14 protein-coding genes are annotated in these 13,305 nt (G+C 34.8%); all 14 read left to right on the top strand.

Annotated features, from left to right (window positions below; translation table 11 throughout):
• The first annotated feature begins 266 nt into the window (after positions 1-266).
• The 14 genes from LJ207_RS07405 to deoC all read left to right on the top strand — a co-directional run bounded on the left by LJ207_RS07405 (position 267) and on the right by deoC (position 13,291).
• The gene (locus tag LJ207_RS07405) at positions 267-1,640 is read left to right on the top strand and encodes a glutamine synthetase family protein (protein WP_229345680.1); all 1,374 of its coding nucleotides are present in this window, start codon (positions 267-269) and stop codon (positions 1,638-1,640) included.
• A gap of 26 nt (positions 1,641-1,666) precedes the next feature.
• Complete coding sequence (locus LJ207_RS07400; RefSeq protein WP_229345679.1) at positions 1,667-2,572, top strand: class II glutamine amidotransferase domain-containing protein; 906 nt, start codon at positions 1,667-1,669, stop codon at positions 2,570-2,572.
• Positions 2,560-3,291, top strand: a complete 732-nt coding sequence (locus LJ207_RS07395) for a GltB/FmdC/FwdC-like GXGXG domain-containing protein (RefSeq protein ID WP_229345677.1) — start codon at positions 2,560-2,562, stop codon at positions 3,289-3,291. Before LJ207_RS07400 ends, LJ207_RS07395 begins: the two co-directional genes overlap by 13 nt.
• Positions 3,288-4,568 carry an FMN-binding glutamate synthase family protein gene (locus tag LJ207_RS07390; RefSeq protein ID WP_229345675.1) on the top strand — a complete coding sequence of 427 codons (1,281 nt, stop codon included), beginning with the start codon at positions 3,288-3,290 and terminating at the stop codon, positions 4,566-4,568. Before LJ207_RS07395 ends, LJ207_RS07390 begins: the two co-directional genes overlap by 4 nt.
• Before the next feature lie 28 nt (positions 4,569-4,596).
• Positions 4,597-4,926 (top strand): (2Fe-2S)-binding protein, encoded by a 330-nt coding sequence (locus tag LJ207_RS07385; protein ID WP_229345673.1) that lies wholly within the window; start codon positions 4,597-4,599, stop codon positions 4,924-4,926.
• A complete protein-coding gene (locus tag LJ207_RS07380) occupies positions 4,913-6,499 on the top strand; it encodes an FAD-dependent oxidoreductase (RefSeq protein WP_229345671.1) in 1,587 nt (528 codons plus the stop codon). The genes LJ207_RS07385 and LJ207_RS07380 overlap by 14 nt, the downstream gene beginning before the upstream one ends.
• A 3-nt stretch (positions 6,500-6,502) precedes the next feature.
• Complete coding sequence (locus tag LJ207_RS07375; protein WP_229345669.1) at positions 6,503-6,835, top strand: (2Fe-2S)-binding protein; 333 nt, start codon at positions 6,503-6,505, stop codon at positions 6,833-6,835.
• 28 nt (positions 6,836-6,863) lie between these two features.
• Positions 6,864-7,985 (top strand): NAD(P)/FAD-dependent oxidoreductase, encoded by a 1,122-nt coding sequence (locus LJ207_RS07370; protein WP_229345667.1) that lies wholly within the window; start codon positions 6,864-6,866, stop codon positions 7,983-7,985.
• A gap of 26 nt (positions 7,986-8,011) precedes the next feature.
• Positions 8,012-8,404, top strand: a complete 393-nt coding sequence (locus LJ207_RS07365; RefSeq protein ID WP_229345665.1) for a Rid family hydrolase — start codon at positions 8,012-8,014, stop codon at positions 8,402-8,404.
• Between the two features lie 237 nt (positions 8,405-8,641).
• A complete protein-coding gene (locus tag LJ207_RS07360; protein WP_229345663.1) occupies positions 8,642-9,178 on the top strand; it encodes a hypothetical protein in 537 nt (178 codons plus the stop codon).
• Between the two features lie 40 nt (positions 9,179-9,218).
• Positions 9,219-11,624, top strand: a complete 2,406-nt coding sequence (locus LJ207_RS07355; RefSeq protein WP_229345662.1) for a DEAD/DEAH box helicase family protein — start codon at positions 9,219-9,221, stop codon at positions 11,622-11,624.
• Positions 11,625-11,635: 11 nt separating this feature from the next.
• A complete protein-coding gene (locus tag LJ207_RS07350; protein WP_229345660.1) occupies positions 11,636-12,010 on the top strand; it encodes an HIT family protein in 375 nt (124 codons plus the stop codon).
• Between the two features lie 148 nt (positions 12,011-12,158).
• Positions 12,159-12,545: a hypothetical protein gene (locus LJ207_RS07345; RefSeq protein ID WP_229345659.1), complete on the top strand. Its 387-nt coding sequence runs from the start codon at positions 12,159-12,161 to the stop codon at positions 12,543-12,545.
• 56 nt (positions 12,546-12,601) lie between these two features.
• Complete coding sequence (deoC, locus tag LJ207_RS07340) at positions 12,602-13,291, top strand: deoxyribose-phosphate aldolase (protein ID WP_229345657.1); 690 nt, start codon at positions 12,602-12,604, stop codon at positions 13,289-13,291.
• Positions 13,292-13,305: the final 14 nt, after the last annotated feature.

The following is a 13,305-nucleotide window of genomic DNA, read 5'->3' as shown; positions in this document are numbered from 1 at the left end:
TTGACTGAAGTCTTAGGGCTTCAGTTTTTTTGTTTTTAAATAAATTAAGGCTCAATCATAAGCTGTTTAGATATTTAAAAAACTTTTTGAACTAAGTTGATATGATTTTTTTGCTTAGGGATAAAAGTTTTTTGTTTTTTTTAATAAATATATTTGTATACCATTATATTAAAATTTAAGAGCTTGCATTTAGAATAATTCAGAAATATAATCAAATCTATCAAATAGCTGACATCAAGATAACATAAGTTTAGAAAGGAGTTAAGATGACGCAATTAAATAATAAGACAAGTGGTTATCCGAGAATTTCTGAGCGTTATATTAAATATAAGCTCAAGGAAGAGAATATTAAGATGATTAGAGTAGAATACACAGATCTGAATGGAGTTAATAGAAGCAAACTACTGCCGGTTGATATGATTGACCATGTTTTTGAAGAAGGTATCGCTTTTTGTACAGCTATTATGTCTATGTCTTTTGACAATAAAATTGCCGAGGTTGATTATATAGAGGAGAATAACTATGATGATTTTAAAATTCTTGCAGATCCCTCTACTTTTAAGATATTACCTCATATTGATAATACAGCTTTATTGTTGGGAGATCTTTATCATAACGGAGAAAAAATGAAACAGTCACCCCGCTGGTTTTTAAAGAGAATGATTAAAGAATATCAAAACTTAGGCTATAATCCTATCTCAGCTAATGAATTGGAATTCTTTTTATTTAACAGAAAAAAAGATGGAGCATTTATTCCCTATACAAATAAAGCAGGGAATTGCTATACAAGTGATTACAGAATAGACCCGAATCAATTTTTAGGTAAGATGACAGAAACTTTTAAGGAAATGGATTTTCAGGTTTTGTATATGAATCATGAGTTTTATCCAGGTCAGTATGAATATAACTGGAAACATGGTTCAGTATTGAGGAATGCAGATGAGGGAGTTCTCTTTAAAGGTATCAGCAAAGAAATTGCTCATCAAAACAATCTCTTTATAACCTATATGGCAAAACCCCTTGATGATAATGGAGGTAGTGGTGGTCATTTTCATTTTTCAATAGAAGATATTGTTTCAGGTGATAATCTGTTTTTTGACCAAGATAAAGCAGATGGGATGTCTGATCTGATGCATAATTTTGCGGCAGGAATACTCAAACATGCTAAAGCCTTAACTGCTTTTCTGGCTCCTACAATAAACTGCTATAAGAGATTTCAGCCCAATTCTTTTGCCCCATATTATATTGGCTGGGGTTATGATAATAGAACTGCTTTTTTAAGGGTTCCTAAAGAAAGAGGTGGAGCAACCAGACTTGAGGTAAGAGCAGGTAGTGCTGCTGCAAATCCATATCTGGCTTTAGCTTCGATCTTAGCTGCAGGACTTGATGGAATCAAAAATGAATTAGAACCAGAGCCTATCTCTGAAGAGGACCTCTATTATCAGGATATTGATGAAAGAGAAAGGGTACCCAAGAGTTTAGAACTGGCTTTGGCAGCTCTTGAAAAAGATCAGTGGCTTAAAGAATGTGCTGGCCAAGATTTAATCAATAATTTTGTTAAGCTTAAAGAATTAGAAGTTAATAAATTTTTCAATTCTGTTACAGATTGGGAATGGGATTTTTATGCTTACCATGTTTGATCATCAACTAAAGAGGAGGAAAAACCGTGTGTGGAATAGCAGGAATAATCAACAAAAACGAATCTAAACTGGCAAGCACAATAATAGATATCCTATCATTGATTCAGCATCGCGGACCAGATGCAACAGGGATAGCTTTTTATGACAGACATCTAGAAGCAGATGCTAAGTCTTTACGCCTCAGTCTAAGTGATATTAATGCCAGACTAAAACTTAATGACCTAATTACAGAATATGGGGCAAAAGTAAGCAAAGAAAGTTCTGAAGTAAATAAAAATTTTAGTTTTTTAGATATGAAGCTCGATATAGATGAAGAAAATATTAGTGGACTTCATGCAGCAATTAACAAGACTGAAGCCCTCTATGTTCATTCTATAGGCAAAAGCTGCAGAGTATATAAGGATAGTGGAAGTGCAGTTGAGCTTTGGAAAAATCATCAGATTGAAGAAGAATCAGCCAGCCATGGTTTAGGACATGTCAGAATGGCAACAGAGAGTGCAGAAGATATTAATGCTGCTCATCCATTTGTATCACCATTTTATTCTGATTTGAGTATTGTTCATAATGGTCAGCTGACCAATTACTTTAATTTAAGAAGAGAATTAGAGAGCAAAGGAGCCATTTTTAAAACAATGAATGACTCAGAAGCTGCCAGTCATTTGATCTCCTACAAAATGAAAGAAAATGGTGGGGACTTAGAGGATGCCCTCCATTATAGCCTGGAAAAATTAGATGGTATATTTTGTATATTAGCAGCAACTTCTGATCAGATGGGATTTGTTAAAGATAAGATGGGCATTAAACCTTTATTAGTTTTTGAAAAAGACGGAATTATTTTAATGGGTTCAGAACAAATTGAATTTACCCCTATTTTTGATGATATCTATGCTAGAGAAATGGAACCTTCTGAGGTGAGAGTATGGAGTATTTAGATGCAGCAAATCTGCAAAGTAGAGAGCTTAATAAGCTTCTCAAGCAAAAATTACAAAAAAATAAAGAGCTTAAGCTAAAAAACCCTCATTCACTGCATAATATTGGTATAGGTTTAGAAATGGGTGAAGTTATTATCGAGGGTAATACTGGTTTTTATGCGGGAGGCTTCCTCAATGGAGCTAATTTAACTATTGAAGCTAATGCAGGCTGGTATACCGGAGATAACATGATGGCTGGAGAAATAACCATCAAAAAAAATGCCGGCTGTAATTTAGCAGTATATCAGAGTGGAGGCACTATAGTAGTTCATGGAAATGTCGGCAGCCGCCTAGGTTATGGCATGAAAGGTGGTACAACAATAGTCTGTGGATCAGCTGGAATGTGGGCAGGTCAGATGATATTAGGAGGCAGGCTAATAGTGCTTGGTGAAGTCGGCAGAGAAGTGGGAGAATCGATGTATAAAGGTGTAATCTATTTAAAGGATAAAGCTGTAGAAGCTAAACTAGGTGGAAATGTATTTATCGATGATTTAAATAAAGAAGAAATAAAAGAGATAAATCAGCTTTTTTCCCATTATGGGATTAACGAAGAAGCATCTAAACTGCAAGCTTTAAGACCGCTGACCTCAGGTAGACATCAATATGAACTTTTTGAAATTGATCTACAAGCAGAAGAGGCCAGAAAATACAGCAGCAAATCTTTGGAGGAATTGTTATGAAAAGAAAAAAAGCAAAAGATGTACAGAGGGGAATTTGGAATAAAGAAACACTTTCTGCAATAGACAATAAGGCGAGCAGTGGTAAACATCGGATTAGAGGCTGTGGATCAACCAGAGCTATGCCTAATTTTGATGATATAGTTGTTCTTCCTTCACAGCTGACCAGGATGTCTATCGATACTTATAGAGAAAAATGTGATACCAGAACAACTTTAGGTAGCCGCAGTGCAAAAAAACCCCTGGTTATTGAAACCCCAATTATGATTTCAGGAATGTCCTATGGGGCATTAAGCAAAGAAGCTAAGATCGCTTTGGCCAAGGCAACTGCTAAAACAGGAACCGTAATCAGCAATGGAGAAGGTGGACTTTTAAAAGAAGAGCTGCAGAATTCATATCGACAGTCAATACAGATTTTACCAAGCCGTTTTGGTTTCAGCAAAGATAATATTGATGCAGCAGATATGCTGGAGTTTTTGGTTGGTATAGGAGCTAAACCAGGTCTTTCCGGTCATTTGATGGGAGAAAAGATAACCGAAGAAATTGCAGAATTCAGGCAGCTCCCGGTTGGTATAGATCTGCACAGCCACCCCAGACATGGAGATGCCCTGGGAGCAGATGACATGGTTGTTAAAATGGATCAGATTCGTCAGTTGACCAATGATGAAGTACCAATCTTTATGAAAATAGCAGCTGGAAGGGTTAAAGATGATGTAAAAATAGCAGCCAAAGTTGGTGTAGATGGAATAATTATAGATGGTGCTCAGGGTGGAACTGGTGCTGCTCCAGTTATGGCTTCAGATCATCTTGGAATACCTACCATGCCAGCCTTAGTTCAGGCGGTAAAAACTTTAGAAGAAGCCAATTTAAAAGAAGAAGTAGATATTATCATTTCTGGGGGGATAAAAGATGGGGCTGATCTGGCGAAAGCAATTGCAATGGGAGCTGATGCTGTAGCTATTGGTACTGCTGCCATGGTTGCTATGGGCTGCAGGGTTTGTCTGCAGTGTCATCTCGGCAGATGTGGATTTGGAATTGGAACCCAGGATAAAAAGCAGCGAGAAAACTTGGATATAGATCAGGCAGCTCAAAAAGTAGCAAATTTCATTAAAGGGATGACTAATGAAGCGGTTCTGTTAGCAAAAGCAGCCGGAAAAACAAAACTAAAAAATTTAGAAAGAGAAGACCTTAGGGCTATTAATACTGAAGCTTCAGCAGTGACCGGAATCCCATTGATCGGGACTGATTATGTCTTTTCTGAGAGCTTTGGTTATTTTTAAGTTAAGCATTTGAAAGGAGTTAGTTAAGGTGCGCATTAAAAACCATCCAATTATAAAAGATTTTAAAAAAGAAGAGCTAGTTGAATTTAGATTTGATGATCAAGTAATGCAGGGCTATTCTGGAGAGAGCATAGCTGCAGCACTAAAAGCAAATGGAGTAATGATTCACCGTTATACTAGGAAAAAATCAGAACCTAGAGGAGTTTTCTGTGCTATCGGGAGATGTACAGATTGTGTAATGATAGTTGATGGTAGAGCTAATGTCAGAACCTGTGTTGAACCACTTCAAGCAGGTATGATTGTTGAAACCCAATATGGATTATCCAGGAAAGGCGCTAATAAAAATGAAAAGATATGAACTAATAATCATTGGGGCAGGTCCAGCTGGATTATCAGCTGCCATAGAAGCAGCAGCTGAAGGTATGGAGGTCATAGTTTTTGATGAAAACCAAAAACCAGGTGGACAGCTTTTCAAACAAATTCATAAGTTTTTTGGTTCAAAACAGCATCGAGCCCGAGAAAGAGGTTTTAAAATAGGGGAAGATCTGCTTAAAAAAGCAGAGGATTATGGAGTAGAAGTTAAATTAAACTCGACGGTGATCGGTCTTTTTGACAGCAAAACTGTTTCAGTCAAAATTGCTGACAGTATTGAACACTATTCTGCCTATAATATTATTGTTGCTGCAGGAGCATCCGAAAAAATGATTCCTTTTCCTGGCTGGACATTACCAGGTGTTATCGGAGCTGGTGCAGCCCAAACCATGATGAACATCGAAGGAGTTAAACCTGGTGAGGATGTTTTGATGGTTGGCTCTGGCAATGTAGGTCTTGTGGTTGGCTATCAGCTGATTCAGGCCGGATCTAATCTTAAAGCAGTAATCGATGCCTCCGAGAAGATTGGTGGTTATGGGGTTCATGCTGCAAAGCTTGCTAGAACAGGTGTGCCTTTTTATACTTCCCATACACTCAAAGAGCTAAAAGGCGAAACAGAGGTAGAAAAAGCTATAATTACTGAGGTAGATGAAAACTGGCAGCCTATTTCTGGTAGTGAAAAAGAAATTAAGGTTGATACTGTATGTTTGGCTGTAGGACTTTCACCGATGTCAAAATTACTGGAGATGGCAGGCTGTCAAATGAAAAGTGAAGCTGGAGATTTAATTCCTATCTGTGATCAATATTCTAAAACTTCTCTGGAAGGAATCTATGCTGCCGGTGATGTGGCTGGAATAGAAGAAGCAAGTGCAGCAATGGTAGAAGGCAGAATTGCTGCTGCCTCAATACTTAAAGAGCTTTCTTATCTTGATCAAGCAGAATTTGAAGCAAGATTTTCAGCTTATAAGGCTTCTTTAGAAGAGCTGAGACAGGGTATGTTTGGAATCGGAGAAGGCAGCTGGGATTATCCTCAAAAAAGCAGAGAAGGTTATCCTTTAGCAAAAACCCTGCTTAAAAAAGGTTATTTGAAAGCCGAAGAACTCAAAAAATTCCCCGGCTTTATTGATAAAAAAAGCAGTGAAGTTATACCTATTATTGAGTGTACCCAGAATATTCCCTGTGATCCCTGTCAGGATATCTGTCCTAAAGATTGTATTAAGGTTGAAGGAGATATAGTTACCCTGCCTGAGTTAGATGAAAATTTTGAGTGCTCTGCTTGTGAGCTTTGTGTTGCTGCATGTCCGGGACAGGCATTATTTTTAGTTAATCATAACTATAGCAATAACTATAGTTCTGTCTCTTTTCCCTATGAATTTTTTCCTCTGCCTGAATTAGGGAGCAGAGGTAAAGCCTTAGATAGAGCGGGTAAAGTTGTAGGTGAGGCAGAAATAATCAAGGTCAATCAGGCAAAAATAAATGACAAAACAGCTGTTTTAACCATGAAAGTTAAAGATGCTATAGTAGATCAAGCTAGATTTTTTAAGGAGGGGGATTTTTAAGATATGGATAAAAAAATTGAACGTAGTTTTAATAAAGAAGCTTTTTTAAGTAAATCAGATGATGAGATGATAATCTGCCGCTGTGAAGAAGTAACTAAAGGAGAAATTAGAAAGGCTATTCATGAAGGTATGCTGACGATCGATGAGCTAAAAAAATATTTAAGAACAGGAATGGGATTATGTCAGGGTAGAACCTGTACAAAGCTTATAAAAAATATAATGGCAGAAGAATTAAACAAGCCTCCTAATAAGCTAAAAAATCTTACTCCTAGAGCACCTTTGCGGCCTATTCAGATGCAGATTTATGCCAATGATGATCTTAATAATTTTGGTTAAAAGTAATTTATAAAGGCAGGTAATTAAAGTGAAAAAATATGATGTAATTATTGTGGGAGCAGGTGTTATCGGTTCTGCTGCTGCATATAATCTGGCTAAAAAAAATTTAGATGTTTTGGTTTTAGAAAAAGAAGAGATTGGGATTGGAGGGTCAAGCCGTAATGGGGGTGGAGTTCGCCAATCAGCTCGGAAAGCAGAAGAACTTCCCCTGGCTATTTATGCAGTTAATAATATCTGGCCTAATCTTGAAAAAGAGTTGGGGGTAAATATAGAATACCACCAGGAAGGTAATCTCCGTTTGGGCAAGACAGAAGCCCACCGCCAAATACTGGCAGATATTGTAGCTCAAGGCCAGGCTCAGGGTCTAGAACTGGAACTAATCAAAAGAGATGAGATTAAAAAGATTTGTCCTTATATCTCTGATGAGGTTCAATATGCCAGTTATTGTCCTACAGATGGTCATGCCAATCCAATGAAAACAACCCTGGCCTATTACAAAAAAGCTTTAGAGCTTGGAGTTAAGTTTATAACAGGTGAAGAAGTAACTTCAGTCCTAATAAAAGAGGGTAAGATAGCAGGTGTTAAAACAAAAACGGACTCTTATTCCAGCCAAAAAGTAATATTGGCTGCTGGTTATGAATCTAAGTTTATTGCAGACTCACTGGGGATTGAGATTCCAATGCGCAAATTATTAGTAGAGGTTTTAGTAACTGAACCCAGAGAGCTGATGTTTGATCAGATGATTGGTACTGCAGGCTCTGATTTTTATGGTCATCAAAGTGAACACGGTTCATTTGTATTTGGTGGAATGACTGGTAATGAGCCTTATCAATTTGATCAAAAAAGAAGGGTGACCTTAAAGAGAACTGCTCCTTCTATTTCAAGGGCTATTTTAAATTATTTTCCCCTGCTCAAAGATTTGAATGTAATAAGAACCTGGTCTGGTTTTCTTGATCAGACTCCTGATCACCTACCAATTATAAGCAGAGTAGAAGAAATTGATAATTTTTATTTAGCCTGTGGTTTTAGTGGACATGGTTTTGGTATTGCACCAGCTGTTGGAGAATTGATTGCCGATTTGGCAGCAGAAGAAGATCCAGCTTTAAATTTGTCTTCATTCAAATATGATCGTTTTCATCCTAAATCTTAACTGCAAAAATCAAGGAGGTTATTAAAATGGATTTTAAAAGAGAAAATTTTTCTTCAGGAGCACCATTAGAAGAGAAAGTTGGCTACAGTAGAGTAGTTAAAGTAGGACCTTTAGTTCATGTTGGTGGTACAACTTCTGTGCAATCAGATGGAAGTGTTTTTGGAGTAGATGATGGATATGCCCAGACTAAATTTATCTTAGAAAAAATTGAAAAAAACCTAAAAAAAGCTGGAGCAGCATTAAAAGATGTGACAAAAGTAAAAATGTATGCAGTTGATATGGCAAGGAGTTCTGAATACATAAAAGCCTATTCTGAATTCTTTAAAGAAATTAAACCTTTGTTTACCCTGGTTGGTATAGATGAGCTTAATCGTAAAACTCAACTTTTAGAAATAGAGGTTGATGCTTTTATCATTTGATAAAAATTAATCAATCAATAAATTTTGGTCCTGAAGATCTAATTTTAACTTTTGGGGGGCAGACTGCTAATTAATTCTCTACTACCTCATCCCCTACCTTCTCTAAGTTAATTGCAGATTTTCAGGGCTTTTTTGTATTAAATACATTAGTTCGTGACAATAAGGTGTCATAGTCTTGTGATATGATTAATATTGTAATAAAATAAAGATGAATAAGATTTTCTGGAGGTGAAAAACTTGAAAAAGTTTTTATTGTTATTAATCTTTTTATTTATTTTTTCTCAGTCAGCAGCTGCTCAGAACTCCAGTTTTAAATTTGATTTAAACTACGGTTATGGTGGAGAATATGAAAGCCACAGTTTTGGAGTCCAGATAATCAATCGAGATGATTCTGGTCTGATAAGGGGCTTTGGTGTTTTTAGTATTAGCACTGATTCTGATTATGATAAGCCAGAAAGAGATGATCTTCCTTCAAATTATCAAGTTATAGGGAGCCATGTATCTTCAGAAACAGGACTTTATTTCATTTTAGGAAGACAGTTGACAGCTAGGAGCAGTATAAGAGCCAATCTTGGCGGAAGTATTATTGAAGAAACAGAGGTACTTGCCGATCCTGAAAGTGGAAGTGCTATGACTTTTAAAGGGGCTACAGAAAGCGAACAATTTTGGGTCTATGGAGCTGAAATAAGCTTTGCTATTACTCCGAGACAGGATCTATCTTTAGGTTACAATAATCGGCGAGGTATTACCACAAGCATTGCTTTAAGCTTTTAAAAGAGTTGAGCAGAAATAAATTAATTTAGCGGGTGAAATTATGATAAATGCTATAACAGGACGTGACATTCATTTATATCAAAGTTTAATCAAAGAGCTTAAAAAAGCAGAAGAAATTAAGATAATTGTTTCTTTTCTGAGAGAATCAGGAGCTCAATTGCTTGTCAGGGATCTAAAAAAACAGGCATTTAAAGGTGCAGATATTAAGATACTGACATCAAAGTATTTAAATATCACCGAACCTTCTGCTATTTATCTTTTGAAAAACGAGCTTGGAGATCTGGCAGAGATTAGATTTTTTAATGATGAAGAAATATCTTTTCATCCCAAAGCATATTTTTTCGAAAATGAAAGTGAAAAAGTTCTTTTTGTTGGTTCTTCAAATATCTCTTTTTCTGCTCTTCATGCTGGGATTGAATGGAATTATCGCCTGGAGGAAGAAAAAGATCAGAAAGCTTTTAATGACTTTTTAACTGAATTCAAAGATTTATATAATAATTATTCCATACCCATTAGTGATAAAGTGCTTAAAAAATATGCAGCTGATTGGAAAAAACCAAGTATAAGTAGAGAAATTGACAAAAAAGATTATATTCAAAAAACAAAAAAACAATTATTAGATAAAGAAAAGCCACAGCCTCGAGGAGCTCAAATAGATGCTTTATATGAACTAGATCTTGCCAGAAAAGAAGGAGTTTCAGAAGGAGTTGTTGCTGCAGCTACAGGAGTAGGAAAAACATATCTGGCAGCTTTTGATTCTCTTGAATATGATAAAGTACTTTTTGTTGCCCACAGAGAAGAAATACTGCAACAGGCTGCAGATACATATTTAGCTTTAGATCCTCAGAAAAATATAAGCTTTTTTGATGGTAAAAATAAAAATAAAAATGGAGAGGTTGTTTTTGCAAGTATTCAGACCCTACATAAAGAACAATATTTAGAAGAATATTTCTCTCAAGCTGAGTTCAATTATATTATCATCGATGAGTTTCATCATGCAGCAGCAGATAGTTACTTAAGCATTTTGAATTATTTTGAGGCTGATTTTATGCTTGGTTTAACTGCTACTCCTTACAGGATGGATAATAAGGATATTTTTGAATTATGTAATAATAATCTTATCTTTGATATAGATTTAAGAACTGCTATAAACCGTGATCTTTTGGTTCCTTTTAAATATTTTGGTATTTATGATCAGGAAGTCAATTATGAAGAAATTGATTATCAGAATGGAAAATATAATAGCAAAGAATTGGAAAAAGCTCTTTCTACCCATAAAAGAGCTGATTTAATACTTGAAAATTATAGAAAACATGCAGGAGATAGAACTCTAGGCTTTTGTGCTTCTATTAAGCATGCTAAATATATGGCAGATTATTTTAAGCAAAATCAAATAAAAGCAGTTTGTGTACACAGTTCAACAGAAAAAGACCCAAATTTCATGGACAGAAAAAAAGCAGTAGCTAAATTAGATAAAAATGAAATAGATATTATTTTTGCAGTCGATATTTTCAATGAAGGTGTTGATATTCCGAGTCTTGATACAGTACTATTTTTAAGACCAACTGAATCTTATGTAGTATTCTTACAACAGCTTGGCAGAGGTTTAAGAAAATATCCGAACAAAGAATATTTAAAAGTGCTTGATTTTATAGGTAATTATAAACGAGCTCATTATCTTCCTTTGCTTTTATCTGGGCAAAATCCCATGGAGATAGATAATAAAAGGTATCAGAGTAGTGAGGATTTTGAATATCCAGAATTGTGTCAGGTTAACCTTGATTTAAGGCTTATCAATTTATTTGATAAGATGAAAGAAAATGATCCTTTGGAAACAAGAATGAAAGATGAATATTTCAGATTGAAAGACTATTTGGATAGAAGACCGATGCGTCTTGACCTCTATAATGGTAGTGATATCGAAATAAAAAACTATTTAAATAGCAGCTATTATGAAAAAGGATATCTAAGATTTTTGGCTGAAATTGGAGAAATAAATAAAACAGAAAAAAGTTGGTTAAACACGATTGTAGAAGAATTTTTGCTAGAATTAGAAAATACAAGAATGAATAAATTGTATAAGATTCCAGTTCTTTTATCTCTACTGGAGGATGGCGAGCTCAAAGCTGAAGCTAAGATGGAAAAGGTAGGGCTGTCGTTTATGAATTTTTACAAAGATGACAAAAGATTTCAAAAAGACTTGAACAATAAAAAACATAAAGGTTGGCAGCAGTGGGATAAAAAAAGATTTATTAGGGAAGCAAGGATTAATCCTGTTAAATATTTAAGTAAAAGAAAATATTTTATTCATGATGAAGTGAATAAGAAATTTCTTTTACACAGAGAAATAAAAAAATTTTTAAGTTATGAACTAAGCAGACATTTCAAAGATATAGTCAATTTCAGAAAAATGCAATACTATAATAAAAGACTAAAAAATATTTAAGGAGCATAAAGATGGGATGTATATTTTGTGAATATAATAAAAGTGATTATATAGTTGAAAATGAATTGGCTTTTGCCATTTATGATAACTTTCCAGTCAATAAAGGGCATATACTTGTAATTCCCAAACGTCATTTCAGCAGCTATTTTGAAGCAGAAACTGCTGAAATAGAGGCAATATTTGAGCTAACAAAAAAATGCAAAAATATACTTGATGAAAATTACAATCCGGACGGTTATAATATTGGGGTTAATATCAATTATGCTGGTGGGCAGACTATAATGCACCTTCATCAACATATAATACCTAGATATAAAGGGGATGTAGAAAACCCGAGGGGTGGAATTAGAAAGTTGATGCCTAACCTGGTTGAGTATGATGGTTAGATATATAAAATTAAAGTTTGATAATTATTTCACTTCAACAAAGCAAAGAAGGTTTTGAACTCTATTTGTTGAATAATAAAATAAGGGAATTAAAAATATTTTTTCAATAGATTACCAAAGTTTATAGTTTATCTGGGGGTGAATTTTATTGGTTAAAATACAGCCTGAAAATTCAGAAAAGTATGTCAAAAGAGTTTTGAATCTACTTTTAAAGCAATATGTTTTAAATTGGCTTGGAGAGTCTCAGTATCGTTCAACATTTAAACTTTCAGAAGCAGTTAACTTTTGTGGACAGCATAAAATGGAATTAATAAAATATCATGTTGATTCACTTCTTGAGGAAGAAAAGAATTTAGAATATGTTTATGAAAAGATAATTGATTTTAAAGAGTTCAAAGATTTATTAAATTATTTAGCTCCATGTGATTTTGATACTCCGGAATCAACCCTTCTTGAAATATTGAGAAAGCATGATCAAATCACAATAGTTGAGCACAAAGAAAACGATAGATTTAAATATTGCCTTGGAGATTGATAGTTTTTTGTACAGAAACTGATAAATTTCAGTATTATTTAAAAGGGGAGATCATTATGAAAATTACAGTTGATAGTATTGCTCAGATGATTGACCAGAGTAAACTTGATCCCTATGTTACAGAAGAAGAGATTGTTGAATTCTGCAAGGAAGTGAGAGAATATAATTTTGTTGCTGCATTTGTACTGCCGGCTAATCTACCAATAGCAAAAAAAGAGTTGAAAGATAGTCCAGTCAAGCTGGGAACAGGGATAGGTTTTCCTTTTGGAACTACTACCACTAAATCCAAATTGCAAGAATGTGAAGAAGCTCTTGAATTAGGTGTAGATGAATTAGATGTAGTAATTAATATTGGGGCTTTGAAATCTGGAAAGTATGAATATGTATATAATGAACTTAAAGAGTTGGTAGAGTTAATCAAGCCCAAACCTTTGAAGGTGATTTTAGAAGTATCTTATCTTACTCCTCGGGAAATCAAAGAAGGAACCAGAATTGGCTGTAAAGCTGGTGTAGAATATGTGAAGACTGGTACTGGATATGGAGGGAGAGACACTAACCTTTTAGATATTAATTTAATTGCTGATTCTATTGCTGATAATACTAAGATCAAGGCAGCTGGAGGAATAAGAGATATTTACACGTTAATTGAAATGTCCAAATTGGGAGTGCAGCGTTTTGGTGTCAGTAGAGGTCCTGAAATTATTGAGCAGTTCAAAAAATATTTTCCTGGTGGAATTGAAATCTAGTCAAGTAACAATAA

Source organism: Halanaerobium polyolivorans, from assembly GCF_020711195.1.
In the GTDB taxonomy this organism is placed as follows: Bacteria; Bacillota; Halanaerobiia; order Halanaerobiales; family Halanaerobiaceae; genus Halanaerobium; species Halanaerobium polyolivorans.
The sequence above is the reverse complement of the archived record's forward strand: the minus strand, read 5'-3'. Positions and strand labels throughout refer to the sequence as shown.

Excerpts from the sequence above, each read along its gene's own strand:
- LJ207_RS07405 (WP_229345680.1), top strand. The coding sequence starts at position 267 with ATGACGCAATTAAATAATAAGACAAGTGGTTATCCGAGAATTTCTGAG.
- LJ207_RS07395 (WP_229345677.1), top strand. The coding sequence starts at position 2,560 with ATGGAGTATTTAGATGCAGCAAATCTGCAAAGTAGAGAGCTTAATAAG.
- LJ207_RS07390 (WP_229345675.1), top strand. The coding sequence starts at position 3,288 with ATGAAAAGAAAAAAAGCAAAAGATGTACAGAGGGGAATTTGGAATAAA.
- LJ207_RS07380 (WP_229345671.1), top strand. The coding sequence starts at position 4,913 with ATGAAAAGATATGAACTAATAATCATTGGGGCAGGTCCAGCTGGATTA.
- LJ207_RS07375 (WP_229345669.1), top strand. The coding sequence starts at position 6,503 with ATGGATAAAAAAATTGAACGTAGTTTTAATAAAGAAGCTTTTTTAAGT.
- LJ207_RS07365 (WP_229345665.1), top strand. The coding sequence starts at position 8,012 with ATGGATTTTAAAAGAGAAAATTTTTCTTCAGGAGCACCATTAGAAGAG.
- LJ207_RS07355 (WP_229345662.1), top strand. The coding sequence starts at position 9,219 with ATGATAAATGCTATAACAGGACGTGACATTCATTTATATCAAAGTTTA.
- LJ207_RS07350 (WP_229345660.1), top strand. The coding sequence starts at position 11,636 with ATGGGATGTATATTTTGTGAATATAATAAAAGTGATTATATAGTTGAA.
- deoC (WP_229345657.1), top strand. The coding sequence starts at position 12,602 with ATGAAAATTACAGTTGATAGTATTGCTCAGATGATTGACCAGAGTAAA.